This is a genomic window from Prevotella veroralis (assembly GCF_018127765.1).
GTDB lineage: Bacteria > Bacteroidota > Bacteroidia > Bacteroidales > Bacteroidaceae > Prevotella > Prevotella veroralis.
Genome location: NZ_CP072331.1, coordinates 598190 through 624740, shown reverse-complemented (window position 1 = coordinate 624740; position 26551 = coordinate 598190). Strand labels below are relative to the sequence as shown.

General features: G+C 42.3%; 26 protein-coding genes and 4 pseudogenes. 21 read left to right on the top strand and 9 right to left on the bottom strand.

The window, feature by feature from the left end:
• Window positions 1-199: 199 nt before the first annotated feature.
• The 5 genes from J5A55_RS10710 to J5A55_RS10690 all read left to right on the top strand — a co-directional run bounded on the left by J5A55_RS10710 (window position 200) and on the right by J5A55_RS10690 (window position 8476).
• Window positions 200-3376, top strand: coding sequence for a hypothetical protein (locus tag J5A55_RS10710; protein WP_004381886.1), 3177 nt, complete (start codon window positions 200-202; stop codon window positions 3374-3376).
• Window positions 3377-3530: 154 nt separating this feature from the next.
• Window positions 3531-4322: an acid phosphatase gene (locus J5A55_RS10705; protein ID WP_004381888.1), complete on the top strand. Its 792-nt coding sequence runs from the start codon at window positions 3531-3533 to the stop codon at window positions 4320-4322.
• Window positions 4323-4367: 45 nt separating this feature from the next.
• The gene (locus tag J5A55_RS10700; protein ID WP_004381891.1) at window positions 4368-5525 is read left to right on the top strand and encodes an OprO/OprP family phosphate-selective porin; all 1158 of its coding nucleotides are present in this window, start codon (window positions 4368-4370) and stop codon (window positions 5523-5525) included.
• Between the two features lie 157 nt (window positions 5526-5682).
• The gene (locus tag J5A55_RS10695) at window positions 5683-6972 is read left to right on the top strand and encodes a histidine-type phosphatase (protein WP_004381892.1); all 1290 of its coding nucleotides are present in this window, start codon (window positions 5683-5685) and stop codon (window positions 6970-6972) included.
• A 313-nt stretch (window positions 6973-7285) separates the two neighbouring features.
• Window positions 7286-8476 carry an AGE family epimerase/isomerase gene (locus tag J5A55_RS10690; protein WP_004381893.1) on the top strand — a complete coding sequence of 397 codons (1191 nt, stop codon included), beginning with the start codon at window positions 7286-7288 and terminating at the stop codon, window positions 8474-8476.
• 398 nt (window positions 8477-8874) lie between these two features.
• Here J5A55_RS10690 and J5A55_RS10685 read toward each other — a convergent pair whose 3' ends face one another.
• Both J5A55_RS10685 and J5A55_RS10680 read right to left on the bottom strand, forming a co-directional pair.
• A complete protein-coding gene (locus J5A55_RS10685; RefSeq protein WP_004381894.1) occupies window positions 8875-9120 on the bottom strand; it encodes a hypothetical protein in 246 nt (81 codons plus the stop codon).
• A 55-nt stretch (window positions 9121-9175) separates the two neighbouring features.
• Window positions 9176-9742 carry an NUDIX hydrolase gene (locus J5A55_RS10680; protein WP_004381895.1) on the bottom strand — a complete coding sequence of 189 codons (567 nt, stop codon included), beginning with the start codon at window positions 9740-9742 and terminating at the stop codon, window positions 9176-9178.
• 762 nt (window positions 9743-10504) lie between these two features.
• Between J5A55_RS10680 and rplU the strand changes: the two genes are divergently transcribed.
• The 6 genes from rplU to J5A55_RS10655 all read left to right on the top strand — a co-directional run bounded on the left by rplU (window position 10505) and on the right by J5A55_RS10655 (window position 13078).
• Entirely contained in the window at window positions 10505-10822 is a 318-nt protein-coding gene (gene rplU / locus J5A55_RS10675) for a 50S ribosomal protein L21 (RefSeq protein ID WP_009434990.1), read from the top strand.
• Between the two features lie 16 nt (window positions 10823-10838).
• Window positions 10839-11129 carry a 50S ribosomal protein L27 gene (gene rpmA / locus J5A55_RS10670; RefSeq protein ID WP_004381900.1) on the top strand — a complete coding sequence of 97 codons (291 nt, stop codon included), beginning with the start codon at window positions 10839-10841 and terminating at the stop codon, window positions 11127-11129.
• Between the two features lie 241 nt (window positions 11130-11370).
• Window positions 11371-12006: an IS4 family transposase gene (locus J5A55_RS10665; RefSeq protein WP_346266985.1), complete on the top strand. Its 636-nt coding sequence runs from the start codon at window positions 11371-11373 to the stop codon at window positions 12004-12006.
• 34 nt (window positions 12007-12040) lie between these two features.
• The gene (locus J5A55_RS12425) at window positions 12041-12334 is read left to right on the top strand and encodes a hypothetical protein (protein ID WP_234396039.1); all 294 of its coding nucleotides are present in this window, start codon (window positions 12041-12043) and stop codon (window positions 12332-12334) included.
• The gene (locus J5A55_RS12420) at window positions 12321-12473 is read left to right on the top strand and encodes a hypothetical protein (RefSeq protein ID WP_234396040.1); all 153 of its coding nucleotides are present in this window, start codon (window positions 12321-12323) and stop codon (window positions 12471-12473) included. Before J5A55_RS12425 ends, J5A55_RS12420 begins: the two co-directional genes overlap by 14 nt.
• 248 nt (window positions 12474-12721) lie before the next feature.
• Window positions 12722-13078: a transposase gene (locus J5A55_RS10655; protein WP_004381903.1), complete on the top strand. Its 357-nt coding sequence runs from the start codon at window positions 12722-12724 to the stop codon at window positions 13076-13078.
• Window positions 13079-13211: 133 nt separating this feature from the next.
• On the opposite strand, the gene J5A55_RS10650 is transcribed toward J5A55_RS10655, so the two are convergent.
• Window positions 13212-14057 carry an IS256 family transposase, variant Zn-binding type gene (locus J5A55_RS10650; RefSeq protein WP_039851358.1) on the bottom strand — a complete coding sequence of 282 codons (846 nt, stop codon included), beginning with the start codon at window positions 14055-14057 and terminating at the stop codon, window positions 13212-13214.
• A 6-nt stretch (window positions 14058-14063) separates the two neighbouring features.
• A pseudogene (locus tag J5A55_RS12605) lies at window positions 14064-14111 on the bottom strand (hypothetical protein); the annotation flags it as partial.
• Between the two features lie 613 nt (window positions 14112-14724).
• On the opposite strand from J5A55_RS12605, the gene J5A55_RS10645 reads away from it, so the two are divergent.
• The gene (locus J5A55_RS10645; protein ID WP_234396041.1) at window positions 14725-15375 is read left to right on the top strand and encodes a hypothetical protein; all 651 of its coding nucleotides are present in this window, start codon (window positions 14725-14727) and stop codon (window positions 15373-15375) included.
• A gap of 4 nt (window positions 15376-15379) precedes the next feature.
• Here the strand turns inward: J5A55_RS10645 and J5A55_RS10640 are convergent, their stop codons facing one another.
• Window positions 15380-16204, bottom strand: a complete 825-nt coding sequence (locus tag J5A55_RS10640) for a hypothetical protein (RefSeq protein WP_004381908.1) — start codon at window positions 16202-16204, stop codon at window positions 15380-15382.
• 265 nt (window positions 16205-16469) lie between these two features.
• On the opposite strand from J5A55_RS10640, the pseudogene J5A55_RS12600 reads away from it, so the two are divergent.
• From J5A55_RS12600 to J5A55_RS10615, 6 genes and pseudogenes are all read left to right on the top strand, one after another.
• Window positions 16470-16517, top strand: a pseudogene (locus J5A55_RS12600) (hypothetical protein); the annotation flags it as partial.
• 6 nt (window positions 16518-16523) lie between these two features.
• The gene (locus J5A55_RS10635) at window positions 16524-17369 is read left to right on the top strand and encodes an IS256 family transposase, variant Zn-binding type (RefSeq protein ID WP_211802944.1); all 846 of its coding nucleotides are present in this window, start codon (window positions 16524-16526) and stop codon (window positions 17367-17369) included.
• Window positions 17370-17444: 75 nt separating this feature from the next.
• A pseudogene (locus J5A55_RS10630) lies at window positions 17445-17873 on the top strand (helicase); the annotation flags it as partial.
• Between the two features lie 263 nt (window positions 17874-18136).
• Window positions 18137-19391: pseudogene (locus J5A55_RS10625) on the top strand (site-specific integrase).
• Between the two features lie 40 nt (window positions 19392-19431).
• Window positions 19432-20697 (top strand): site-specific integrase, encoded by a 1266-nt coding sequence (locus tag J5A55_RS10620; protein ID WP_004381915.1) that lies wholly within the window; start codon window positions 19432-19434, stop codon window positions 20695-20697.
• A 60-nt stretch (window positions 20698-20757) separates the two neighbouring features.
• The gene (locus J5A55_RS10615) at window positions 20758-21243 is read left to right on the top strand and encodes a DUF1896 domain-containing protein (RefSeq protein ID WP_004381916.1); all 486 of its coding nucleotides are present in this window, start codon (window positions 20758-20760) and stop codon (window positions 21241-21243) included.
• A 34-nt stretch (window positions 21244-21277) separates the two neighbouring features.
• Here the strand turns inward: J5A55_RS10615 and J5A55_RS10610 are convergent, their stop codons facing one another.
• The gene (locus tag J5A55_RS10610) at window positions 21278-21571 is read right to left on the bottom strand and encodes a hypothetical protein (protein ID WP_211802916.1); all 294 of its coding nucleotides are present in this window, start codon (window positions 21569-21571) and stop codon (window positions 21278-21280) included.
• A gap of 514 nt (window positions 21572-22085) precedes the next feature.
• Between J5A55_RS10610 and J5A55_RS10605 the strand changes: the two genes are divergently transcribed.
• The 3 genes from J5A55_RS10605 to J5A55_RS10595 all read left to right on the top strand — a co-directional run bounded on the left by J5A55_RS10605 (window position 22086) and on the right by J5A55_RS10595 (window position 23439).
• The gene (locus tag J5A55_RS10605) at window positions 22086-22355 is read left to right on the top strand and encodes a helix-turn-helix domain-containing protein (RefSeq protein WP_004384013.1); all 270 of its coding nucleotides are present in this window, start codon (window positions 22086-22088) and stop codon (window positions 22353-22355) included.
• Between the two features lie 3 nt (window positions 22356-22358).
• Window positions 22359-22670 (top strand): helix-turn-helix domain-containing protein, encoded by a 312-nt coding sequence (locus tag J5A55_RS10600; RefSeq protein ID WP_004384014.1) that lies wholly within the window; start codon window positions 22359-22361, stop codon window positions 22668-22670.
• A 346-nt stretch (window positions 22671-23016) separates the two neighbouring features.
• The gene (locus tag J5A55_RS10595; RefSeq protein ID WP_004384015.1) at window positions 23017-23439 is read left to right on the top strand and encodes a plasmid mobilization protein; all 423 of its coding nucleotides are present in this window, start codon (window positions 23017-23019) and stop codon (window positions 23437-23439) included.
• Window positions 23440-23580: 141 nt separating this feature from the next.
• Here J5A55_RS10595 and J5A55_RS12595 read toward each other — a convergent pair whose 3' ends face one another.
• The 3 genes from J5A55_RS12595 to J5A55_RS10580 form a co-directional block, all read right to left on the bottom strand.
• A complete protein-coding gene (locus J5A55_RS12595; RefSeq protein WP_155813796.1) occupies window positions 23581-23706 on the bottom strand; it encodes an IS1/IS1595 family N-terminal zinc-binding domain-containing protein in 126 nt (41 codons plus the stop codon).
• A 122-nt stretch (window positions 23707-23828) separates the two neighbouring features.
• The gene (locus tag J5A55_RS10585; RefSeq protein WP_004384017.1) at window positions 23829-24374 is read right to left on the bottom strand and encodes a hypothetical protein; all 546 of its coding nucleotides are present in this window, start codon (window positions 24372-24374) and stop codon (window positions 23829-23831) included.
• Entirely contained in the window at window positions 24371-26536 is a 2166-nt protein-coding gene (locus J5A55_RS10580) for an RHS repeat-associated core domain-containing protein (protein WP_082239134.1), read from the bottom strand. Before J5A55_RS10580 ends, J5A55_RS10585 begins: the two co-directional genes overlap by 4 nt.
• Window positions 26537-26551: the final 15 nt, after the last annotated feature.

The window sequence follows — 26551 nt, the reverse complement described above, 5'->3', positions numbered from 1 at the left end:
ACTCTGTGTCGCCTTCAGGCTTCGTGCCATCTGTGTATTCCGTGTTAAAAATGTCCCAGCAAAGAATTTATTGATGCTTTTCAACAACAGAACTAATCATAATTTTGAATTGTGAACTTTGAATTTTGAATTAAAGAAAAGCCCAAACTGGTGGATATAAAGATAGAAATAAGTATCTTTGTGGGCAAAGTTTAGAATAATGACGACAAACGATAACTATACTAAACGGGGTCATGTACTGATGACATGGCTCTGTTCATTGTTCCTAATTGCCGTTACTGGTTGTGAAGAAGCAACCACTACACGCTCATTATCAGAGCAAGAATACCATTACGATGGCTCTCTCTCAATGCTATCAGTTGACCGCGACGGCTACTGGATAGGGGCTGAGACGGGAATAGTGTGGCATGTGAAAGGACAGGACAAGACGTGTTATTACACTGGCTTAGACCGTATATACGATATTGAACGCAATCCTCAAAACACTAACCAGATATGGATTGCAGCTCGAAATGCGGGTTTGCAACTATGGAACATAGCCCAAGATTCGTTGGTCCATCAGGCTACCTTCACTCTTCCGAACAAGGGAGACGAATATTCACCATACGATATTGAACAAGTAAAAGGCACTATCTATCTCGCAACCTCGCAAGGGCTCTACTCCACCACAGCTTCAAGCACAACAAAGGAGTTGACTCCCATCTATCCAAAAAGTAGTAAGAAGACGGAACAAGGGGTAACGCCTTTCGTTGTAAATAATCTGTCGCACGCTGGAGGCAGGTGGCTTTTTGCGGCAACGCAAGCTGGAATTGCAGCCTTAGACCTATATAATAATAAGGTGAAAGTGCGCCATCAAGGTGAATATATACGCCATCTTGAGGTGTACGATAATCGCCTTTATGCGCTTGCGAATGGTAAACTCTTGGTTGAAAGGCTTGATGGTCAGCACGAGGAGCAACACGCTATACCGCAAGCAGTGCTTTCTTTCTATAAAGTAGGACGCATCTATTACTTCATCACATCGTCAAGTGTTCTGCTTTCCGACGATCTCAAGCGGTTTATCAGTGCCCCACTCCACCACGAAATACCCACAAATGCGCACGAAATGGCAATCCCCAATGATGGTAAAGGGTTTTCCGTGCTCTTAGGAAAGAGTGAGGTATGGCGCATTCCACATCATCTTGGCATCTTCACAGCCAATGCCTCTATCGCAGTAGCATGTAAGACGGGCGACAAACGCCTGTATCTTAATGATAAACGGGAGCTCTTCCGCCAACAAGGGAACGAGAAAGAGGCTACGAAGATATACGACTTTAAGGAGGGCGAGCAGCCTATGGAAATGCAAGCCTTTGGTGATGATGTCTATTACCGCAATGTGAGTAACCAGCTATGTAGGCTTACGGCAGATAAAAACTATCTCCTCAACCAAGTCTTCGCACGCCCGAAAGTGTTAATGCAAACCAAGACGCGCATCACAGCTATGGCACTGCAACCAACAAAGAGAAAGGTTTTGTTGGGTGTACAAGACTATCTGCTCGCTATTGATATGGAAACGGGTAAGGTCGACACAGTAAAGTCGATGAATGGAAAATACATCACTTCTTTTTATCAACCATCGCCAGCTGGCGACAAAATATACATCACTACCTTGAATCATGGCGTCTTTGTGGGCAATGGCGAAGCGTTTAGTCCCATCAAGAACACCACGAATAAGAGTTTTATCAATGGCATAATCACGTGTAGCAAACGCCCGAATCGCATCACACTCCTTACTAATCACCAACTGGAAATACTGGGTTCTGACTCGCTCCAAACGGATGGTTGTACCCGAATGTACTGCATCAATGACAGCATCCTTTATACCATCTCTGAGGCAGGAATACATAAGTATGCCATCAGACAAGGGCAGAAACTGGTGGACTGTGGTACGTTCTACAACGATATACACTTCAATGCGCAGGCTGGATTCGTACAGGGTCAGTCGTTATATATAGGTTCCGACCTCGGCGTGATGGCTCTTCAAGTAGGGAAAGAGACGTCTGCACAATGGGTTACTTTCAATGCTAAGGTGCCCAATCCACGCTTGGTTCTGCTCGTTCTGTTGGCTGTACTCGTCGTTATTGGTATGATTATCTTCGTTTATATCAAGCAGAAACGAGCGGAGAAAATGCAACTCCAATTGGGGAAAGACGACCTCCATCGCCGCCTGTCTACCCTTACCTCCATCCGAAACAGATTATCAGATGGGGAACAGAAGGACATTGACAACATCTATCAAGAGATTGAACAGATAGGGAATGATTCGCAAGACTTGAAGGCAGCCAGTCGACAGTTTTCATCGGTATCAGCACGCATCTCGCGCATTAATCAGGACACGGCACTGTACATGATGAAGTACTTGAACGATCAAATCAAGCGTATTCAAGTGGTGAATATATATGAAAGTAATATCGTTCTAAAGGCTTCCGAGGAGGCAAGACTATCTAACGATATTGAGATAATCATACGACAGTGTGAGAAGAACGAAACGTGGCTTAGAGAGATAGAAGACCTGGAGGAACAACTGCACGAACTACGTAGGTCGACTGAAGGAACACTTATTCTCAAAGGCTTGAACGATGGTATGAAGGAGGAAATAAGCCGTATCTCCGAGCGATACCAACAGGTTCCTATTGCTGAAGTCCACGATGATTTCGCAGCAATCAAAGCGCAGTATGAACGCATCTTCAGTACTGAAGGACTATTTATTATCCAACAGTATATTGACCAGAACATTGCTTACTTGGAGCGAGAAGAGGACTATCAGCATGTGACAAAGGCTCTGATAACAGAACTGAAGACTATCAAGGACGAGCTGACGGTACGTGACAGAATAGAAGTGTTACGCACATTGCAGATCATAGACTATCGCATTGCACAGGTGAAACAGCTGAAGGCTCTGCAACGACTCATGCAACACTACATTACAGTACATGACAACATTGTGCATGAGAATGAGTCAAGACGAATGAAGAAGTTCGATTCGAAGCTCTTTGCCGATATAGACTCTGCAACGCGAGACATCACTGATCGCATTAAAGCTCTATCTGCTTTCTTCTTCGATAGTATGATGAAGACAGATGAAAGCGTGTGTGAAGATCTCTTCCACTTCACCTCTGCTAACAGTCAGCAAGTACGTGTGCTCATTCTCTTACTCGCAATTCCTAAGGTGAAGCGAACGCTCCTTCCGGGTATGTTAGGTATATATGGTAACCTCAATCCAGTTGTTAGTAGGCTTTATCACAGCAAGATTGGGGACAATAGAAAGGCATTAATTGACTATTGCAAAGCACATCCTTCAAGTATAGTACACTATATTTTGAAATTGTCCGAATAGATTAACAGCTTATAAAACAAGCACTTATAATAGTTGCATTGACTTATTTTATGGAAATAAGACAATGCAACTTCTTTTATAACATCTTTCCACCTATCTTTGCAAAAACAATATGATTCAATCTTATTAATGAACCTTTTAAATTAAAAACCAAATGACAAAGAAAGCTCTCATAGTTGGTTTCGTTGCAATGTTATCGTTGTCAACGTTCGCACAGACTGCATCTACTAAGATTAAAGATGCACGTACTAAACCCGACCTCTACTTCCTTCAGGACGGTCAACAGGCCAGTTCGCTTGACTTGCTGCCTGCTCCTCCACAGCCGGGAAGCATTCAGTTCTTATATGATCAGGCTCGATACCAATGGGGAAAGATGCAACGTGACACACCAAGAGGCGATCAAGCAGCTGCAGATGCACGTGTTGGCGGTGACGGAGTGCCTAATGCTTTCTCTGATGCATTCGGTATTAAGATAAGCAAGGAGACTACTCCTGAGATTTACAAACTCGTTCTGAATATGCGTGAAGACGCTGGTGACTTAGCCACTCGCGGTGCTAAAAACCACTACATGCGCGTTCGTCCGTTTGCATTCTACAAGGAGATGACCTGCAACCCAGAGCAGCAACAGGAGCTATCCACCAATGGTTCTTACCCTTCTGGTCACACCGCTATTGGCTGGGCAACGGCACTTGTATTGGCAGAAATCAATGTCGACCGACAAAATGAGATATTAGAACGTGGCTACCAGATGGGACAGAGCCGTGTTATCTGTGGTTACCACTGGCAGAGCGACGTGGATGCTGCACGCATAATCAGCGCAGCCATCGTGGCACGTTTGCATGCCGACCCAGCTTTTCAAGCACAGTTAGCAAAGGCAAAGAAGGAGTTTGCGAAGCTACAAAAGGATGGGAAGGTAGCTAAGAGTACCTTCAAAGCAGCCAACTAAACCGAGGATAACAACAACACAAACAACCTAATAATATTAAAGACAATGAAGAGAATAATTCTTATTGCAGCCTGTGGACTAATGGTCTGCACACACACTTTCGCTCAAGAAGACGCGCCAAAGTTAGTCATAAAGCCATCCGGTCGTATCTTGATGGACGCTGGAGTCATGCACTCATCAGACCCCACTGTTGATGACAAGTTGAACGATGGAGTCGCAATCCCTGATGTTCGCGCTGGTTTGAGTGCTACTTATGGCAAGTGGAAAGCTAAGGTTGACGTTGGTTATGCACGACAGTCTGTATCCTTAAAGGACATCAACATTGATTATAACTTCGATAAGGAGAACTTGGTGCGCATGGGTTACTTCGTACATCAATACGGTCTCCAGAGTGGCACCTCATCAAGTTTCAAGATCTCAATGGAGGAGCCTTTGGCTAATCAGGCATTCTTCAATAGTCGTTTGCTTGGTGCTATGTTCCTCCATGCAGGTGAGAAGTTCCACGCCACAGCATCTCTCTTTGCAGAAAACGATGCGATGAAGATGTCGACAGATAAGCTCGGTAATGAGGCGTGGGGAGCTATGACTCGTTTGGTGTGGCGCCCCCTCACTGAGCGTGGCAAGATCTTCCACATTGGTATCAGTGGTGCTTATGAGTCGCCAAGATATAGTAAGAACCCCGCAAACAGCCATAGTTCTTACACCTTGAGAGCCCCATTCCCAACGCGTATAGCCAATGTCAGCGCACAAGAAGCTACTATCACGAACGCAAAGGCATTATGGAAGTTCTCTCCAGAACTGAATGTTGCATGCGGTAACTTAGGCTTTGAAGCACAATACTTCTACGTTGGTATCAAGCGTAAAAACGCCCTACCCAACTACAGCGCATGGGGTGCTTACGGCAATGTTCGCTACTTGCTCAATGGTCAAGGATATACTTACACCAGAACAGATGCAGGTATCGCAACACCTGATCCAGGCTCTTTGGAACTCGTTGCTGCCTATAACTATTCAACGTTAAGTGATAAGGATGCAGGCATACATGGCGGTAAGGTGAGTGATTGGTCATTAACCTTCAACTACTATCTCAACAAGTATATGATCTGGCGTGTACGTGGTTCTATCACCCGTGCGACCGATAACGCAGCCTTTAAGAACAATACGTTCTCCATCCTTGAGACACGTTTGCAGATTAAGTTCTAAGGCTAAATATATTCTTTGAACCAATCGTTTACAACTTATAGGGACGCTATCGGACTTTAAAGGAAAGAGTAAAAAGGGGGTTAGACGACCGAACACGTCTGCCCCTTTTACGCTAAACGTAGTCCACACGCAACCCTTAACCTAAAAACAAATAACAATGAAAAAGATTCGTTCTATCCTTATGCTCGTGGCGTTGACAATCCTTTGTCCGTCACTGACCTTCGCACAGCTCCAACGCTCCGAGGCGTTTAAAGCGAAGTACAAACTAAAGGAGTTGGTCATTCTATCACGTCACAACATCCGCTCTCCAATATCTGCCAATGGCTCAACATTGGGTAAGATGACCCCTCACCAGTGGACTAACTGGTCGGCTGCGGGTAGCGAACTGACCCTGCGTGGAGGTGTGTTAGAGACCGAGATGGGGCAGTTCTTCCGTAAATGGACCATCGATGAGGGCTTGTTCAAGGATAACTATGTGCCCAACATAGACGAGGTGAACCTCTATGCAAACTCTATGCAGCGGTGCATTGCGACGGCTCAATACTTCTCAAGTGGCTTTATGCCTGTTGCTAACTTGCGCATAAACCATCGCTATGTGCCGTCTAAAATGGATCCAATCTTCTTCCCTCGCATTACAAAGGACAGTGAGGCGTTCCGCACGGAGGCTATGAAGCAAATCAATGAGATGGGCGGTAAGGATGGACTCGTTGGTATCAACAAGGGCTTGAAGGATTCTTATGCGATTATCTCAAAGGTACTCGATATGAAAGAAAGCGATGCTTATAAGAAGGGCGAGATAAAGGACTTCGTTGATAACGATACCAAGATTATCTTCGAACTCAACCAAGAACCAGGCATGAAAGGCTCATTGAAGACTGCCAACTCAGCCTCTGACGCTTTCATCCTGCAGTATTATGAGGAGCCAGATGCCATGAAAGCAGCCTTTGGTCATAAGCTATCTCTTGACGAATGGACGAAGATTGCGAAGATAAAAGACGTATATGGCGACGTGCTTTTCACCGCTCCAATCGTGGCAGTGAACGTAGCACATCCATTGCTGCAATACATGTCTGACGAGTTGAATACAGACTCTCGTAAGTTCACCTTCCTATGTGGTCACGACTCAAACATAGCCAGCGTTGATGCTGCATTAGGCGTAGAAGAGTATTCACTCCCTAACTCCATAGAGAAGAAGACACCTATCGGTTCTAAGTTAGTATTCGAGAAGTGGGTGGATAACGCAGGTAAGACTTACGTTGCCGTAAACCTTGTTTACCAGAGTACGGATCAGTTGAAACAGATGTCCCTACTCGACCTTCAGCATGCGCCACAGGTATATTCCCTAAAGTTGAAAGGGCTCACGCAGAATGCAGATGGTTTATACTCATTTGAGGATGTAAACAATCGCTTCATGCAAGCCCTCCGTGCTTATGATGAGATAAAATAAGGTGTAAGTCTATTGCACACTCGTAGTATCTAATTCACAAACAGGTACACACTAAAGGAAAATGACGTCATATCGTTCTGATATGGCGTCATATTCTTAATAACCTCCCGCCACACACGCTCGCTCCCTTCGTACACCTACGCCTTATAAAGCCGTAATAATAAACTTTATCAGCAATTGTTTGGGAGATTAACAAATAAGTTTTACTTTTGTCGGTGCGTGTAGATAAGGATGCAAGGCGGCAGAGATTCACGAACATATCATCTATCACATACACCTAAAGACCAAGTAAACAGACACTATAAAACAAATTATGAATAAGAAAGAATACGTGCGTTCATGGGCTGAAAGCTACAAGAACGACTTGACAAACAACATCATGCCATTCTGGTTGGAACATGGTTGGGATAAAGAGAATGGCGGTATTTATACATGTCTTAACCGTGATGGTTCGTTGATGGATACCACTAAGTCGGTGTGGTTCCAAGGGCGATGGGCATTCATCTGCGCCTTTGCCTATAACAATGTAGAGAAGAATCAAGAGTGGTTAGAGGCGTCGAAATCGGCTATCGACTTCATTGAGAAGTATTGTTTCGACCAAGATGGTCACATGTACTTCGAGGTCTCTGCCACTGGTCAACCTATACGCAAACGCCGTTACGTATTCTCTGAGACCTTCGCAGCTATAGCCTTTGCAGAATACTCAAAGGCAACGGGCGACCGCCATTATGCCGAACGTGCATTGCAAGTATTCCATGACGCACAACGCTTTCTGGCTACTCCAGGATTCCTCCCAGCCAAGTATGAAAAGGGTGTGGAGGCGCAGAGTCATTCGATTATCATGATTCTCATTAACGTTGGCTCACGCCTTCGCGAAGTAATTGACGACCCTACTCTCACCGAGCAGATAGATAAGTCAATCGCACTATTGCGTCAGTACTTCATGCACCCAGAGTTTAAGGCACTCCTTGAAACCGTTGGCATGAATGGAGAGTTTATAGATACTAATGCTGGGCGAATCATCAATCCAGGTCATTGCATTGAGACGGCATGGTTCATCATGGAGGAGGCTAAGCTGCGCAAGTGGGACAAGTCACTCCTTGACACAGCCCTGACCATATTCGACTGGTCGTGGGATTGGGGCTGGGATAAGCTCTATGGTGGTATTATCAACTTCCGCGATTGCCGCAACTTACCTGCACAGGACTATTCACAAGACATGAAGTTCTGGTGGCCGCAATGCGAGACAATCATTGCCTCGCTCTATGCTTACCTCGGTACGGATGATGAAGAGTACCTCTATCGGCACCAGAGAATCAGTGAGTGGACATACGCTCACTTCCCAGATAAGGATTACCCAGAATGGTACGGATACCTGCACCGTGATGGTACGGTAGCCCAACCAGCCAAAGGAAATATATTTAAAGGGCCGTTCCATATCCCTCGTATGATGATTAAAGGCTATATGCTCTGTCAGGAGATCTTACAGAAGATGGAGGAATAAAGCCCCTATCACTCCGCTTAAAGCATAAGCAGGGAAAGCGAGATGCGCACGTATTGCATTTCGTTTTCCCTGCTTTTCTTTTGCTTACCTGCGTGTCTTGCATTACTTTCCTACGTGTTCTGCATTGTTTTGATGCGTGTTTTGCATTGCTTTGATACGTATATTATTTAATTATCTAAGCGTGATAACTAATTATCTAAGCGTGATAACTAATTATCTAAGCGTGATAATTAATTATCTAAGTGTGATAATACTTTATCACGCTTAGATAATATAAAAACATACGTGTTCCGTAAATACGAAAAGCGCACAAAATGAAAGCAGATAACGTATAATCAAACGAAAAAGAGGGTATGTGCCTGTTGACACATACCCTCTTCACCTTATTATATATATATTTACTCGAAACTACTAAGATATTTTATCGCCTCTTGCATATCGGATGCAAAGGTGCTATGGGTCAGCAAGAACCCTTCCCTACCGGCTGCTAGTTTGTCATAGAGTTCCTTATTCATCGAGTCAACATACGAACTAATGGCATACTCTATATCGTCCTTTTGCCGTTCACTATGCGAGAATGCGTACACTTGATACTTCTGATGAAAGAAGCAATAAGCCGCATCTATACTGTCTTTTGTTATCATATTACATTACTTTTACCCTATCTATTCATACGTTGTAGCGTGTTCATTAACACGCTCAAGCATACATTGAAAAGAATTTCCAAAGCGGTGCGACCATCAGTGCTTGTATGAATTTTCCTTGCACAAGCATATCCTTAACTTCCGCTTTCGTGCGTAGGAAAACCTCTATATCTTCGGTTTCATCCAAATGTTGCTGGCTTGTCTTCTTCACCCCACGGGCATAGAAACAGTGGCAGAGATTATCCATCACGCCAGGGTTAGGGGCGATTGTCATGATTTCTTGCCACTCGCCACCGGTGTAACCAGTCTCTTCCTCCAGTTCCCGTTGTGCAGCGTGCAAGGGTTCCTCACCTGCTTCAATCACACCAGCACAAATCTCGGTTGAGACGACACCCAGCCCATGGCGGTACTGACGTTCTAATATAATGTCGCCTTCCTCGGTCTCTGCAATGACATTGATCCACGACGGATAAGAGAGCACATAATATTCATCATAAATCTTACCATTTGGGAGTTCCACCGTGTCGCAACGCGCCTTCAACCAAGGGCGATTGATGAGTTGCTTTGAAGAAAGCGTATGCCATACCATTTCTTTATCATTCCGTGCCATACTATCATTCATTTAATTAATTGTCATTCGTTATACATCAACAAAGGTAAAGGATTACACTTGAATGAGCAAATATATACTCGCAAAGTAATAAGCACATAACACCTATTTCGTGCAACATATACGCCTTGAACGAAAACATTTCGTGTTTATTGACAACTTACTCATCTTTTATACCTATCTTTGTACACGAGCTAACAAAAAGGATACAATCCTATCAATCACAGAATACTAACCCCATCACCTGCAGTGAAGCTAATTAATTATGGAGGAATACAACTATGAAAAGAAAACGTAAGATGCACAATGAACGTGAGTTTGAACTTGATAATATCTATCAAGATGATGAACGTCAGCTTGACATTCTAGATGATCTGCCTTTTGAAAGGCTCAATAGATAAAAAGGATAGGCTGTATTAAAAGACTGAACATGGATACCTAATACTGGGGCAATAGCTCTTGTCGATAAGATACAGCCTCCTTCCTAACTCACTGACCACAATTATATATTGCAGGAACAGAGCTTAACTCTCTTCCACCCGTCAATGATAAGTCGCAGAACTTGTCATTAATATTACTATTGGCACGCCGAAAACACAAAGCAATATTAATCAACTAATTATTGTTAACAAACTAACATTTATCATAAGGAGCTGTCACGTATAATACAGAAAATTACTAACTTTGCAACCGATTATGCCGTATTGGGCTCAGAACAAGTGCTGGATAGATGCTCAGCCGCCCATCGGTACAAACCCGTTTTACAATATAAACATGTACGCAATTGTAGAAATTAACGGTCAACAGTTTAAGGCAGAGGAGGGCAAGAAGCTCTTCGTAAACCACATCAAAGATGCGGAAGAAGGTAAAGCTGTTGAGTTTGACAAGGTTCTGTTAGTAGATAATAACGGATCTATCACAGTAGGTGCACCAACTGTAGAAGGTGCAAAGGTAGTAGCTGAGGTTGTAGCTCCTCTAGTAAAGGGCGACAAGGTTATTGTCTTCAAGATGAAGCGTCGCAAGGACTACAGAAAGAAGAATGGTCATCGTACCCACTTCACTCAGGTAGAAATTAAATCAATTAACGCTTAAAAAGGAGGACTTAAGAATGGCACATAAAAAAGGTGTAGGTAGTTCTAAGAACGGTCGCGAATCAGCTTCAAAGCGTTTAGGTGTTAAGATCTGGGGTGGTCAGAAAATCATAGCTGGTAACATCATTGTGCGCCAGCGTGGTAATAAGCACTACCCAGGTGAGAATGTCGCACAGGGTAAGGACGACACATTGTATGCTCTTGCAGACGGTGTTGTTTACTTCCACAAGGGCAAGTACAATAAGAGTACAGTATCTGTTCTTTCAGAGGAAGTTTACGCTGCAAAGACTGTTAAGCCTGAAGCTTAAGCGAGAAACAAAACAACTATTCCAAACAAACAACATAATCCCAGCTCCATTAGGAGACTGGGATTTATGCGTTCAGGGGGTAGACAAGCTTACAAGTAGATGGGTAGACGAGTTAAATGGTAGATGGGGTGGCTGGTTAAAAGTGATTACTTTTGTTTTCTCTACAAAACTTCAATAACATGAGCAAAATACACCTTTTAGCGGACAGCCGCCCAAAGGTGAGCAGAAGACGTGGGAGAAGATTCTGTATATAATGGATTCAACTACGATTACCCTTTTTGATAACACCCTCAAGGGTGCAGGCAGACATCCTAAAAGTGGTAAGAAGAAAGGTGGTATGAAGGTTCATACGGTGATGAAGTATCATGTTGGTGTTCCCACGGTCGTACAGCTGACCTCTGCCACTACGCATGATCAGTCTCTGCTTAAGGAAGAGCATCTTCCTAAGGATGCAACCCTTACAATGGACAGAGCATACGTTGATTATGCACACTTTCAGCGACTTAAGGAGGAGGGCGTAGGCTATGTTACCAAGATGAAGAAGAACCTTACCTATAGGGAGCTGTCCTCTGTAACCTATGTAAGCCCTGACGGACTGGTTACACATACAGACAAGAAGATTGTTTTTGAGAAGGGGGAGATAAGACATAAGGCAAGACGAGTGGAACTGTGGAGTAATAACTCACATAAGTCTGTTGACTTACTGACCAATAACTTTGAACTTGAAGTAAGAAACCTTGAGGATATTTACAAGCGCAGATGGGCTATTGAGTCCCTTTATAAGCAGCTCAAACAAAACTTTTCGCTGCATTTCTTCTATGGTAACAGTGTAAATGCCATACAGATACAAACATGGGGGGTACTAAGTAGATATTGAAAATTAGTTTATATCATACTTCTTGCGTACCTTTGTGCTGACATATAAAAGAAGTACAACTATCGGAAAGATCAAGATTATAGAACTGACAGACAAAGAGCGTCTTCATTTGAAGGAGGGCTTCCGTCGTGGCAAAAGCCATTCCTTCCGTATACGTTGCCGTGCCATACTGTTGAAATCCAACGGTCTGATATCAAAAGAAGTCGGGATTCAGACAGAAATAACACACGTATCAGTGAACTCATGGGGAAACGGTTCGAGTGTGAAGGTTTCAAGGGCTGGATACACGTCTCGAGCGAGGTCGGAGGCCGATAATGGACAGTTCTGACGAAGATGCGGTACGCAGAGCCATCGAGAATGACAGGCAGGGTGTGAAGAAAGCGAAAGAAGCCTGGCAGCAGGCTTCTGGCAATAAACCGAGCAAAAGTACCTTCTGGGCTTTTTTATCGTATTGGTGCGAGATATAGGCGTATAAGGAAATGTCCCAAGGAGAGGTTCTCGCCGCAACTCTATGGCTACAAGAGCGAGAAGCTGCAAGAACTCGTACAACAGGAAAAGGACGGTCTTATAGACCTTTACTATGGTGATGAGAGTCATATCTGCATGGATGGATATGTGCCATACGGATGGCAGTTCCGCAGTGAAGATGTCTACATCCCCTCTGAAAGAGGTCTCCGGCTCAATATATTCGGTATGATAGACCGCAGTAACAGATATGAGGGATTTCACTACGACAGAGAACATGACCGCAGACAAGGTCGCTGACTTTCTTGACCGTATGTCGCTCCGTATCAGCAAAAGAACCTTTGTAGTCCTTGACAACGCAAGTGTACACAGATGCAGGCTTATGCGGGAACTTCGTCCCCTATGGGAGAAGCGGGGGCTGTTTCTTTTCTTTCTCCCTCCTTATAGCCCACATCTTAATATTGCCGAGACTCTTTGGCGCATCCTCAAGGGGAAATGGCTCAGACCTGTGGATTATCTCTCAACAGATGCTCTGTTCTATGCCACCAACAGAGCCTTGGCGGCAATCGGGGCTGGAATCAAAATCAATTTTAACCATGTAGCTTAGTATAAATTAATTCTTACGACCTACTTATAATATGCAAACATATGAATGGTATTTTTAGGCGTAATGGACATTTGGTAGGCTGAAAACCTCTCGGGTTTTAGTAATGGACATTTGGTAGGCTGGTTATTCCAGCCTACTTTTTTGTATTTATGAATCCATCTATAAACATCTTCTTGTTAGCTTCATTCAATCCATTATGATTATGCAGTGCTCTTTTAAGTTGTGAGTTAAATCCTTCCAACAGGTTTGTTGTATTAGGTATTTGTATATCTGGATGCTGCTCGCACGTATAGAGCCATGGCAGATGTGTCTTAATAGAACGTCTTGCCGTTCTCAGTCTTCTGTGTGTATAAGTTGTCTTACCCGAGATTAGGAGAGTTCGTTCATTTAGGAACTCTTTCCATTTATCACACCATTTATCAAAAGCGGTTATAAACTCTTCTTTTTTCATATAGAACATCCTTCTCATTAATGCCAATAGTTCAACGCCTGCAGGCAAATGTGGGTTGTTAGTAAGGAGTCTTCTAACTATCTGAAATTGGTGAAATTGACACATTTGTACGGGACAGAAACTTATAGCTTGTAAAAGTCCTATATGCCCATCACACACCACTGCTTTTATCATAGTTCCACGTTCCGCAATATACCAAAGTCCATCAAGATAATCTCTGTTAGTTTCGTTTTTGACAAACTTGCGATAGAGTATTTTGCCTGATGAAGCATCCTGAAAAAGCATCACACCAAATGTCCTGGAAAAGTATGTTGTATCCAATATTATTACTGCAGATTTGGGGTAAGTAGCAGTAAAGCTATCTACCACTAAGCTCAACCTACGTCGTATGGTTCGCTCTGAACATTTATAAAGAGTGGATAGATCAGATATCGTTCGATTTGCCGTCAGATAGTCATTACATAGAGAAATATTATTTATACGCAGACCACCTTGAAATTGTCTACCACAATCCTTGCAGGAATACATCTGAACAGAACGTTGATGCCCATTCTTTTTAACATTTGAGCTATTACAGAAGATACAGTTTTTTTATTCATAGGTTTTCAAATGCTGCAAAGGTAGTAAATAAAAGAATTCCGAGAGGTTTCAGCCTACCAAATGTCCATTACGCCTATTCTTACTATTTCAGCTGTTTTCAATGGGTATTCTCTTCCTGAGCAACAAATATCAAGTGTTGTTGGTGGTTATTATTTCAGATTGCCTTCTTGTGAAGAAAAAGAAGCTGTCTTATCCACCATTGTTCATCAGACATATGATGATATAATATATCAACTTACATAAAGAGCATATGAAAAGACTATATTTATTGGGGCTAATTTGTCTATATTGCATGATCAGACTAATATGTGTAATTTCTACTTATACAGGATACAAAAGTAATGATAATATAAAGGTAGACTAAGAATATCATAAATGAAATAATTGATTAAAGGAAATAAAATGTTTATCATACCGTTATTACTAATAAACCATAAATATAAATAAGATGCGTTGTCTATTAATGGTATTCTCATTATTTATTGCCTTATCTGTACATTCCCAGAAAACAGATACTATCCTCTCTCAATATCCGATTTTAGGATATTATAGGTTAGGTATGACCTATGAAGAACACTATAACCAGGCAAGTAATATGAAAGAAAAGTGTTCCATGACAGACTCTATTGGAATTGCTCGACACTTAATATTGATTAATGGTATTAAGTTTGATATGGATTGTACAGATGTTTCATCTTGTCATGATATACGTGCAATGGATTTCGAGCAATACAGCAGTAATGACTCTCCTATTTTCTTTACAGGAGAGTCATACTTCCTTGATGGTAAACTGATATCTATAACCATCAACTCTCTCCCATCGGAGGAGAGTATGATGTGTTATATGCCTAATTTCCTTTCTACTATGGATTTACCTAAAAATCGTGCTGTGTTTGATATATCAAATGTAGCCCTTCACAATAAGCTCATAAATCAAGCAAACGATTTGCTTATATATCTCTCTGAGAAATATGGGAAACCAATCGAAGAATATGAAATTAAGAAACTCTCTCAAAAGCAAAATAATACGTCTCAAAAGTATAAAGCACAATGGTACTCCTTATGCAATTCTGGTGCTTCCCTTCCAAGAGCAAAGTGGCAGTCAAATGGTATGGAAATAGTTATGGGTATATCAAGTAATGGTACAGTATCTATCTCTTTCCTTAATGAAAAGGAGTTGTCATATTCAAATTTAGGAAAATACTTCAAACCGACAGAGAGAGAACAAAAAATCACCACATGGTGATAACTTATTGACGCAATTTTCTTTCATCATCTATATCGTCCCAATTATCAGAGCCACCAACTTCCCACTCTCTATTAGAATGATGTCCAGTATCTTTAAAGTTTAACAAGCTCTCAACTTTCGCTATCTGCGTTTGCCCACTGCCTCGATTTGGTATAATGCCAGCAGAAGCATTTACTCCAACAGAACTATGTTGTTTAAGTTTAGTTATATCAATATCTGTTTCATTTAGATTTACGATAGTAGAAGCTCCCATATCAATTGCGTATAAAGTATCTTCTTTTCTAATAATAACTATCTTTGTCCTATTAAGTTCCTTGTATATAGAATCTGTTTCCTCTGAATCTACGGTACTCTTGATATGGTTAATTGTTGAGTTTATCTTATCCACATCATTATTTTCCTTTATTAGAATGTCATTTACATCTTCAATATGCCCAAACTTACATAGAATAGCTCGTTCTTCCTCGGTTGAAGGATTAAACGACTGAATCCATTGTACTTTAAAATTATATCTTAGAGTTTCAAAGTCCTTAGCATTAACTTGTGAAACCATCTTGTAATGTCTATCTCGCACAAAACCATCATGATAAACATTAACATTATATTTTCTCCATAATTTCTCATTCAGCTCACCTATTGTTTGCCTCTTGTTTTCCTCCAGAAGATTATGTATGAATGTTGCTATTTCGTCCTTATTTTCTTCAGTTACAGCCTCTTTCTTAAAGCGAAGTAAATCCTTTATACCTAATACGTCTTTACCCTTATAGGTGGCTTTTTCTTTATGGTCTACTATGATATATCCATAAGGTGTATCTTTCTTACCCATGAAAACTAAACTAACACCAAACTTCTTTTTAAGAACCGCATTGAGTTATTCCTTATTGACGTAATATCTCTAATATTTAAGCAATATAGCTTTTAATTGCATACGTCTCTTTTGCATTTCCTCTTTAGAACGTTTCTGCGTATATTTTTCTATCTCTGCAATCAATATATTTTGGCATAATGGACATTTGGTAGGCTGAAACCTCTCGGAATTCTTTTATTTACTACCTTTGCAGCATTTGAAAACCTATGAATAAAAAAACTGTATCTTCTGTAATAGCTCAAATGTTAAAAAGAATGGGCATCAACGTTCTGTTCAGATGTATTCCTGCAAGGATTGTGGTAGACAATTTCAAGGTGGTCTGCGTATAAATAATATTTCTCTATGTAATGACTATCTGACGGCAAATCGAACGATATCTGATCTATCCACTCTTTATAAATGTTCAGAGCGAACCATACGACGTAGGTTGAGCTTAGTGGTAGATAGCTTTACTGCTACTTACCCCAAATCTGCAGTAATAATATTGGATACAACATACTTTTCCAGGACATTTGGTGTGATGCTTTTTCAGGATGCTTCATCAGGCAAAATACTCTATCGCAAGTTTGTCAAAAACGAAACTAACAGAGATTATCTTGATGGACTTTGGTATATTGCGGAACGTGGAACTATGATAAAAGCAGTGGTGTGTGATGGGCATATAGGACTTTTACAAGCTATAAGTTTCTGTCCCGTACAAATGTGTCAATTTCACCAATTTCAGATAGTTAGAAGACTCCTTACTAACAACCCACATTTGCCTGCAGGCGTTGAACTATTGGCATTAATGAGAAGGATGTTCTATATGAAAAAAGAAGAGTTTATAACCGCTTTTGATAAATGGTGTGATAAATGGAAAGAGTTCCTAAATGAACGAACTCTCCTAATCTCGGGTAAGACAACTTATACACACAGAAGACTGAGAACGGCAAGACGTTCTATTAAGACACATCTGCCATGGCTCTATACGTGCGAGCAGCATCCAGATATACAAATACCTAATACAACAAACCTGTTGAAAGGATTTAACTCACAACTTAAAAGAGCACTGCATAATCATAATGGATTGAATGAAGCTAACAAGAAGATGTTTATAGATGGATTCATAAATACAAAAAAGTAGGCTGGAATAACCAGCCTACCAAATGTCCATTACTAAAACCCGAGAGGTTTTCAGCCTACCAAATGTCCATTACGCCTAGATTTCAAGATGATGGGTATCGACCACCTCTTTGTAGATGAATCGCACCAATTCAAGAACCTGATGTTCAACACTCGCCATGACCGTGTGTCGGGCTTGGGCAATCCGGACGGCTCACAGCGTGCCCTGAACATGCTCTTTGCTATTCGTACCATACAGGAGAGGTCCGGCAAGGACTTGGGGGCAACTTTCCTTTCGGGAACGACCATTTCCAATAGTCTGACGGAGTTGTATCTCCTGTTCAAGTATCTGCGCCCGCAGGCTTTAGAGAAGCAAGGTATCAACAGTTTTGATGCTTGGGCAGCAGTCTTTGCCAAGAAGTCGACCGACTATGAGTTCTCCATCACAAACGACATCATTCAGAAGGAACGGTTCAGAACATTTATCAAGGTTCCGGAGCTGGCTGCGTTTTACGCGGAAGTATAGGAGTTGGAAGCAAGAAAAGGAGAAGAATGCGTATCTGATTGAAATAGAGGAGATATTGCCTGCTTACTCATTGAGTTGCATCAATAGAAATAGGCTAAGAAAGGAGTGAAAAAGCAAGAGTTCAGTTACCAAATCGTTCGAAAAACGATGAAGGGAAAAGAACGGCTAAAAGTGGTAACTAAAACGGTGTTTTCTCTTTCATTATCAATGTTTTGCATCACTCAAAGTTCCTCTAAGAAGTGTAATTTTGCAAGCAAAAAACAATGGAAAAAGAAAAAATGAAGCTGCTTTTCTATCTCAAGAGAGGTACGCAGGACAAAAACGGAAAAAGTCCCGTTATGGGACGCATCAGCGTTGGTCGCTCAATGGTTCAGTTTAGTTGCAAATGTGCCTGTACACCCAATCTATGGGACAGTCGCAAACAAAGACTGGTAGGCAAGAGTGCAGAAGCCGTATCAGTAAACAACGAACTTGACCGACTGCAAGTAAGCGTCTGTAAAGTTTATGAGATGCTTTTAAAGAAGTCTAATGCTTCAGTAAGGGCAGAGCAGATAAAGGAACTTGTTTTCGGGTTGAATAGCGGATCGCAGGGACTGCTTCATCATACGGACGAGTATATCAACCGCTTCCGTGATCGGGTGGGCATAGACCGCAGTGAAAGAAGACAGAAATGTCTACTGCTCTTCCGTAAGCATCTGGCAAAATTTCTCAGACATCGCTACCATGTGGACGATATTCCCGTGCAAAAAGCCGATACAGCCCTTATTAAGGACTTGGAGGAGTATTTTGCCAAAGAAAAGGGTTTTAAACTCAACACTTCGGCTGGTTATCTTACTATGTTGGCATCCCTACTCAAGGACCTGCACAAACGGCACATCATAGACATCTATCCTTTCATCGCTCACTCTATCCGCTGGGACGTGGGTACGCCCCGATACATTACAAGGGAGGAAGTAAACAGGGTAGCGGCATTAAGCGATAACGAACTGCAAGGCTACGAACAGGTGTCGAGGGATATGTTTCTCTTTTCGTGCTATACCGGTCTTTCCTATACGGATGTGTACCACCTCACGGCAGAGCATATCATCCACGAGTCCGATATGGATTGGATACGAAAGCCGAGAATAAAGACAGGCAATATATGCCACATTCCGCTACTGCCCGAAGCATCCGCCATCATTGAGCGCTACCGAGGTATTCACACTAGGGCTTTCCGACATGACCCCCCCCAGAGGGTATCTTCTGCCCATACCAGGCTGCGATACGGTGAACATACACCTCAAAAAGATAGCACGGCTTTGCGGTATTCAGAAAACGCTGACTTTTCACATGGCAAGGCATACCTTCGCATCGCAGATGACGCTTTCAGAAGGCGTGTCTATCGAAAGCGTATCGAAAATGCTCGGACACAGCCAAATAAAGACCACACAGGTGTATGCAGAGACTTCTCCAGAGCGTATTTTTCGGGATGTAGAGAGGATTATTCCTCTCATTGCACAATATCGTCTGACTAACTAGAAATTATAAGGAATACAAACGATAAAACATACATGGAAAAATGAAAAGTACATTTTCAATTCTATTCTATATAGACAGAAGCAAGACAAATGAGAATAACGAGTGCATTATACGCTGCCGTATCACCTGCAACGGTGCGTCTGCTTCATTCTCAACAGGATTGCACACCTCTCCCGATGATGGGCAATCAAAGATAGGACGTATAAAAGTGGCAGCTAACAGAGCGAATGATGTCAATCATCAACTGGACTCAATAGATAAACGACTTCACGCACTCTATGAATTCACGTTAAGGGAAGAGAACTACATCACGGCAGAATATCTTAAGGAGCAGTTCCTGCATCAAGGCAAGCCCACCCCGACACTCATAGAGATTTACCAATCCGTCTGTGAAAGCAAGGAGGCATTGCAGGGCAAGACGATAGAAAAGGCTACCGTCAGGGCTTTCAGGGACAGTAGGAAGAATTTTGCACTTTTTCTAAAAACAAGGGGAAACGGGGACTGTCTTCCCAAAGAGGCAGACAAGGACCTCATAGAACATTACCGCCTATTTATGCTGCGGGACTTGGGAAACAAGGAAAGCACTGTTTCCAATCGTCTGCGCCACCTGCATCAAGTCATCCGAAAAGCACTGCAGCAACGATATATCCGTGAAGACCCTTTTGAACTGATAGATATTGAAACGCCCACCTACGAGCGCAATGCCCTCACTTCTGACGATTTACACAAACTTCTCTCATATCGCCCTCACCGCTCGGTGGACAACCATTGCAGGCTCATCTTCCTCTTGGGCTGTTTTACGGGGCTAGCTTTTTCTGATTTAAAGAAACTCCGAATGGACGATGTTTACACACTTGACGATGGGCGCAGGTACATATCGCTCTGTCGCACAAAAACTCAGAACAGAAGCATTGTTCCTTTATTGCCCATTGCCGAAGAGATACTCACCATTGTCAGCGATGGACAAAAGGAGGGTTTGCTCTTTCGTGAGTTCCCCACGAATAGCCATTTCAACCGCAAGATAAGGGACATCATCATCAAGGCTGGACTCCCATCTCATACCGAAGCCACCTCGCACACGGCACGACATACCTTTGCTACGACCATCTGTTTGGAGAACGGCTTGCCGATAGAAACCGTCAGTAAGATGCTCGGACACCGTTTCATTTCCACCACTGAACTCTATGCAAAGGTTAGCAAGAGCAAGATTGCACGTGAAATGCAGCCACTCATGGGTAGCAACACCACAAGGGAACTGCGAAAGGCCCTGCGTGTTTGTCCGCCAAGAAAGCCAAGCATAGGATAAAATGATTTTCTTAGACCGTTAAACAACCATCATTAAGTATCAACACTGAATAAGGACAAAATGAAAAAGAACAACAAACAGGAACTTTCCTACTTTCGGTTGAAATTAAGAAGTTATATGAGTGAGCATCACCTCGAAAGATTGCACGACACGGAGTTTATCACCACACGAGCAGACATGGCTCTCACTGCTTACTGCGATGCAGTGGCACAAGGTTTTTCGCACCCCGAAGCGGAGAGCATAGCAAGTGAGGTATTGTATCAAGGTTTGCACTTTTCCAAGTACGACACGCTTGTTTCTGTCTTAGAGAACGAGTTTGAGAGGGAACTGCCTGCTCCGCTCCCCGATAAGCTTGCACCCATATTGTTGTCGAACAAGGCTGTTCAAGCCACATTCGACAAGTTCGGTTTGACGGACACATTGGCTTCTGACGAACAATACGGCCGTCTTTACACCGAACTCACAGGCACGATAGTGCTGCTCATTGAAAGCAATAAGCTGCCAACGGTCAGACTGACGGAGGAAGCAAGCCCGAAGGCGTTGTAAGCAAAGGCGCACGCAAAGCCCCTGATGCCGTTTCTTATCGTGCAAAGGTACAACGGCAGCCAATCTGCCCTGAAAGGTCGAGTCCTGCGGATGGAGAGAAGAATCTCCACCGCAGGATTTTTCTTTTCCAAGGTGGTATTGCAATTTTCAATAGCCATGCGGTTGTATTCATCTCTCCCAACCTTGCAGAGCTGGACTGCCGTAAGAGAGTATAGGCACGACAAGAATACGGCATACTCAGGCTCTTTGGACGCAAGGCGTAACAACCAACAACAGATAGGACTGACGATAATACGGACAATCTGTTGTTTGTACAATTTGTTGTCATGACTATCTGTTGTCAAAACTATATATCGTCAAAATAATCTATCGATAAAACTATCTATCGATAGTTCTACATATCGATTTGTCGAACTATCGAACTGTCGAGAGAATAATTGCTATGTGATAAAAGGAAAGAGCCGGCACCTCTTCTCATTACCGCAATCATACCATTCTTATACAGAACATAAGAGCTTTTCAGCGACAGCTCCAAATCTGATAGGGAAAGCTACCAGCCTTTGCGCTTAAAGTTTATGAGCTTTCTACAAAAAGCTTATAAGTAATCTGACAAAAGCTTAAGAGCTTTTTAATGAAAGCTTAGGAGCTTTTGGGTGAAAGCTTAAGAGCTTTTCAAATTGACAGACTAACTTCTTTTCTCTTCCTTCTATTTCCCTGCTTTTCCTCATTTCTTGCAGCGGTGCTTCCGAGGGTTTACTTTTGCACTCAATAAGTACGGCAATGGACTGCATATTAGTTCGTTTGCCGAGTAACAATAAAGTAATCAAAACAAAATCAAGGAAATGAAACTCATTATTATCGACCGCAAGGCATGGGAGCAGCACTGCTCCGACTTTGCAGACTTTATCCATCGTATCGAACAACTCATCGGCAATCCGCCCGAAAAGGACGAATGGCTCGACAACGAAGCCGTATGTCGCAGACTCGGCATCAGCAAGCGTACCCTGCAATCATACAGAGATACGGGTAAAATTTCTTATTCAATGATTGGACACAAGTGTTATTACAAGGAGAGTGACATCACAGATTTACTGAACGCAAAAACTGAATGAACTATGACAGAGAACGAAATCGTTACACAGAAAGACTCTCAGATGCAGATGTTTGCACAGTTGATGGAGGGTACTTTGAAGAAACTGGAGCGTTATTGTTCTACAGCCCGTCCGATGTTAGGCGGAGAGGTTTACCTCACGGGCGAGGAGGTTTGTAGCCAATTACGGCTCAGCACACGCACGCTCCAAGAGTACAGAAACTTAGGAACGCTTCCTTTCTACAAAATCGGAGGGAAGATACTATACAAGCAGAGCGACATACAGACAATGCTTGAAAGGCATTATAATCCAATACCGCAAACAGGTAAGTTATGAGTTAAGTTAAGAAATCAGTCGCGACTTAAGTCAAATGGTCAGTTGTGACTTTGGTCAAGAAATTAGTTTCGACCTAAGTCAAAATTAACTTTAGTCAAAAATATGTCAGCTCATAAAGTCAGTAAGTCAAGAAATTAGTCTAAACTTATCTCTTGACTTACTTCTTGAACTTTGAACTCTCGTCTATTAAAAGCACCCCAGAAAGGCTACTTTATGGAACATAACAAACTATCTCTTTCTTTATACTGGCAAGGTGTGTCTTTGTACCACAAACTGCCGTTTGTACCACAAAGACCCTTGCCCCGAAAGGGGGGATGAATTACTCCAAAGTCGTGATTAGAAAGCAATGAAAAAGCAGAAACAAAAGAAGCCAGACGGCAGATGTGACACCTGCCCACGATGGGACAGATGGCACAGATGGCACATCAGAATACCTAATTCCGAAGATCAGCAGAAGCTTATCAGACTCTACCGCAAGTCGGGAGCAAAGACAAAGAGCGACTTTGTCCGAGCAAGGCTTCTTGGTGAATCTTTTAAGGTCATCACCCAAGATCCTGCAAAAGAACCTTACTTGGAGAAACTATCAGAAATCGTCGTCATGACGAATAAGATAGGCGTGCTGTACAACGAAGCCGTGAAAGCCCTCAATACTTATCATTCTGTCGCCACTGCTCAACAACTGCTCAGCAAACTCGAAACCTATTCCCAACTTCTTATTAGACTTCAACAACAAGCAGTACAACTGACAAAATCCCTTGAGAGTAAATAAGAATGAATGCTGATAAATCATAATACCCAACGTTAGTACCGTGCTGTGATTGCTCAATCCATCTTTGGTCAGTTATCAATGTTAGGAAGATAGGCTTTGTATGTTGTAGTCGGTAATAAAACGCTTCCGGCAATTCTTACATCAGTAGCGTTGTTTACCTGTACTACTTTTACCTCTTTTGATAATATTGTTTGAGTGGCAATGCGGACATTGAAACTCAACTCCCAATCTGGAGCGTAAAGTTCCGAAGAATTCTCGTATATTCATTTTTTTTGGGGGGTACAAATATAGCAAAAGGCAGAGAATCTTTCCCTGCCTTTACGCCTAATCTTTTAAAATCACATTGATACTCAGATGACTATTTTGACAACTCCCGTTTTGGAGCATTACTATCTATTCCCTATTCGTTGTATTTCTCTATCTTTAAAGGTATAATAACTAAAAAATCTACCGTCCTCATAACGTATTATTTTTGAAATATTAGCTTTGTTAGTTACGATTCTAAAAGACTCGAAAGGACATCTTATTATCTCCCAGTTTCCAAGGCCATCGGTCTCATAGATTATAAAGAGCATAGAAGCCCCATATGTGGAACCCTTTACATACATTTCTATAGCATATACTTTATTATTAGGTTCGAAATAATATGATTTTAAAGAGATTTTTCCATCTTTAAAATCAATATTCCCCGCACCTGATATAGTTCCGATTTCCGAAAAGTTTTTACCATAATATCTAATCGTTTTGAACATCACATAATTATTAATAGTATCCTGATAGACATTTAAAAAGGAGGCTTTATTTTCTCCCAAAGGGAATTTTTGTACACATTGAAGTGAGTTGTCCTTTAAAGAACTAATTGATTCCCTTTGAGCATGGGTAACGGTTATATTAAATGACATAATTAATAACCACATACACTTTAAAATATTCATTTTCTTTGACCTTTCTTTTTCGATTCTTTGTAAGTATACATCTTAATATATGATGCTCTAACTCCAGCTACGTATATTTCCTTTAACTTGTTAAAGTCCCATTTAGGGATGGTAGGATTACCATTCTTATCCCTTGACATCGATCTTGGACTATAATATAACAAAGCCGATTTACTGATTCCCCGTTCACTTCCTTTATATACCTTGATAGCATTAGATAAACTTCTAACCCACGCATTATGATTCAGTTTGTCTAACTCGCCTTTATGCTTCCCACTTTGAATCTTAAGTGTCTCGCTAGGATTGGTATAGAAAATCCGATTATTGTCATTCTTATTTAATGAAGAGAACTGCCATGGTTGTTTTATAACACCCTCTATAGTATTTGGAAATTTATCAGACTCAACTCTGTTCATTACTATATCCATTCCTACTAGTTGCTCCGTAGAATTTCCCCCTCTAAATTCGGCATAACCAATTCTAGCTAATTGCCCAATGTTGCTATTTAAATTAATTTCAGATATTGAAGTTTTTTTATCAATTTTCCCATTGAGATAATCATTCATATTAAAATTACCTGTAACAGAATAAGCTTTACCATCGTTTATTTTATCATATCCCAAATAAATCCCAGAATTAGTGAAATAATCTCCTTTGCCATCTGGATCGTATAAAATTATAGGGTTATTATGGCAATATCCATAAGCTGATAGGTTAGGATAATCTTCTTCCAAGGGATCCGCACTCATCCACAAACTCAACCTCGGTTCATAGTACCTTGCACCATAGTAGTACATACCCGTCTCCTCATCAAACTCTTTGGCGTTGAAGAGATAAGGCGTGTTCCAAGTGTTGTTGCGCTCCTCGATGAACACCTCGCCAAACGGTACATACTCAATGTGCTGCGACACTTCGCCATCAAGGTTGGTGATGTAACTACTGCTGCCCAAATGGTCGGGATGGTAGAAGAACTGCATCTTCTCGTAATTGTCCTTATCGTGGAAGTTGCCGTTTGCCGTCCTTGTGCGTGCCATTGCCCTTGCCTGTGCAGCCTCCGGCGTACCATCATTGCAGCAGAAGCCCTGACCGTTGACATAGTCGTCATTATCCTCACCATTGTATGGCAAGTCAAACGTCTTGTAGTTGTCTTTAATGGATTGCAGTTGCTGATTGTATTTATCCTTGTAGTTAATGATCAAGCCATCAGCCTCATTACCTGCATAAGGGATACGTCTTGGGTCTGCGCCATAACTTGCGAGATCGCCGAGCTTGCTGACGATACGCTGGCTACCCACATAGATGTGCTTGGTGTACTTGCCACCTTGCCCGGCAACGAGGTATGGACTGACATAGAGTGAGAAGCGTGCCGTACCGGTATTACCACCCGAGAACTCGGAGTTTACGTATATGGCTTCATTCTCGCCTGATGTCTTTACTGTGCGCTCGCCATCAGCATCATACCAATAGTTGCTCACAAATCCGTTCTCATCAGCAGCCAACAAGCGGTTCTCCTCGTCCCACCTGTACTTCTGCTCACTTGCCTTTTCATCATCCTTGCCGTCTTTCTTTACACGAGAGGTATTGATATAGACAAGGTTCCCGTTGAGGTCGTAAGTGTACTTGTGTCCGTTGTTGATATTTGTACTCTCCGTAGGAGTTTCTTCCGTTCGGTAGTTGATATCGCGCACATTGTCGAGTTGGAACTTCCTGCCCGTATCCTTGCCGTAAGTATAAGCGAGTTCATAGCCTGCGTTGAGCGTGCCCTCGAACTGCACACCTGTCTGCGAGAGATGTTGCTTCTTACTCGTGATGCGATGCATGTTGTCGTAGCCCATAGATAACGTATAAGAAGCGGCTTTATTGTCCGTTCCCTTATAAGTACCTGTTGCGCTTGCCAAACGATATAGTGGGTCATAAGTATAACTATGGCTCATCTGTCCGCCAGCCTTGCCGCTCTGTGGGAGCGGAGCATTATTCTGTATGCCCAGCACGTTGCTCACGGCGTCATAGCTATAAGCATTGTCCATGATGGTGCCTGCCTTGGCATTGACCGTGAGGTTCTGTAATCTGCGACGTGCAGGGGCGTAAGCGTAGAACGTCTCCGCTCCGTTGCAGTACTTGAGGTAGGTGCGCTGCTCAACATTCTCTAACAATAGCATCATTTTAATTACTTTTGG

Excerpts from the sequence above, each read along its gene's own strand:
- J5A55_RS10615 (WP_004381916.1), top strand. The coding sequence starts at position 20,758 with ATGAAAAAGAACAACAAACAGGAACTTTCCTACTTTCGGTTGAAATTA.
- J5A55_RS10645 (WP_234396041.1), top strand. The coding sequence starts at position 14,725 with ATGAAAGAAAAGTGTTCCATGACAGACTCTATTGGAATTGCTCGACAC.
- rpmA (WP_004381900.1), top strand. The coding sequence starts at position 10,839 with ATGGCACATAAAAAAGGTGTAGGTAGTTCTAAGAACGGTCGCGAATCA.
- J5A55_RS10610 (WP_211802916.1), bottom strand. The coding sequence starts at position 21,571 with ATGACAACAAATTGTACAAACAACAGATTGTCCGTATTATCGTCAGTC.
- J5A55_RS10585 (WP_004384017.1), bottom strand. The coding sequence starts at position 24,374 with ATGAATATTTTAAAGTGTATGTGGTTATTAATTATGTCATTTAATATA.
- J5A55_RS12595 (WP_155813796.1), bottom strand. The coding sequence starts at position 23,706 with ATGAATATACGAGAATTCTTCGGAACTTTACGCTCCAGATTGGGAGTT.
- J5A55_RS10690 (WP_004381893.1), top strand. The coding sequence starts at position 7,286 with ATGAATAAGAAAGAATACGTGCGTTCATGGGCTGAAAGCTACAAGAAC.
- J5A55_RS10635 (WP_211802944.1), top strand. The coding sequence starts at position 16,524 with ATGTATTCCTGCAAGGATTGTGGTAGACAATTTCAAGGTGGTCTGCGT.
- J5A55_RS10605 (WP_004384013.1), top strand. The coding sequence starts at position 22,086 with ATGAAACTCATTATTATCGACCGCAAGGCATGGGAGCAGCACTGCTCC.
- J5A55_RS10650 (WP_039851358.1), bottom strand. The coding sequence starts at position 14,057 with ATGTATTCCTGCAAGGATTGTGGTAGACAATTTCAAGGTGGTCTGCGT.
- J5A55_RS10655 (WP_004381903.1), top strand. The coding sequence starts at position 12,722 with ATGAGGGATTTCACTACGACAGAGAACATGACCGCAGACAAGGTCGCT.
- J5A55_RS12420 (WP_234396040.1), top strand. The coding sequence starts at position 12,321 with ATGGACAGTTCTGACGAAGATGCGGTACGCAGAGCCATCGAGAATGAC.
- J5A55_RS10695 (WP_004381892.1), top strand. The coding sequence starts at position 5,683 with ATGAAAAAGATTCGTTCTATCCTTATGCTCGTGGCGTTGACAATCCTT.
- J5A55_RS10705 (WP_004381888.1), top strand. The coding sequence starts at position 3,531 with ATGACAAAGAAAGCTCTCATAGTTGGTTTCGTTGCAATGTTATCGTTG.
- J5A55_RS10600 (WP_004384014.1), top strand. The coding sequence starts at position 22,359 with ATGACAGAGAACGAAATCGTTACACAGAAAGACTCTCAGATGCAGATG.
- J5A55_RS10710 (WP_004381886.1), top strand. The coding sequence starts at position 200 with ATGACGACAAACGATAACTATACTAAACGGGGTCATGTACTGATGACA.
- J5A55_RS10620 (WP_004381915.1), top strand. The coding sequence starts at position 19,432 with ATGAAAAGTACATTTTCAATTCTATTCTATATAGACAGAAGCAAGACA.
- J5A55_RS10580 (WP_082239134.1), bottom strand. The coding sequence starts at position 26,536 with ATGATGCTATTGTTAGAGAATGTTGAGCAGCGCACCTACCTCAAGTAC.
- J5A55_RS10685 (WP_004381894.1), bottom strand. The coding sequence starts at position 9,120 with ATGATAACAAAAGACAGTATAGATGCGGCTTATTGCTTCTTTCATCAG.
- J5A55_RS10700 (WP_004381891.1), top strand. The coding sequence starts at position 4,368 with ATGAAGAGAATAATTCTTATTGCAGCCTGTGGACTAATGGTCTGCACA.
- J5A55_RS10595 (WP_004384015.1), top strand. The coding sequence starts at position 23,017 with ATGAAAAAGCAGAAACAAAAGAAGCCAGACGGCAGATGTGACACCTGC.
- J5A55_RS10640 (WP_004381908.1), bottom strand. The coding sequence starts at position 16,204 with ATGGGTAAGAAAGATACACCTTATGGATATATCATAGTAGACCATAAA.
- J5A55_RS10680 (WP_004381895.1), bottom strand. The coding sequence starts at position 9,742 with ATGAATGATAGTATGGCACGGAATGATAAAGAAATGGTATGGCATACG.
- rplU (WP_009434990.1), top strand. The coding sequence starts at position 10,505 with ATGTACGCAATTGTAGAAATTAACGGTCAACAGTTTAAGGCAGAGGAG.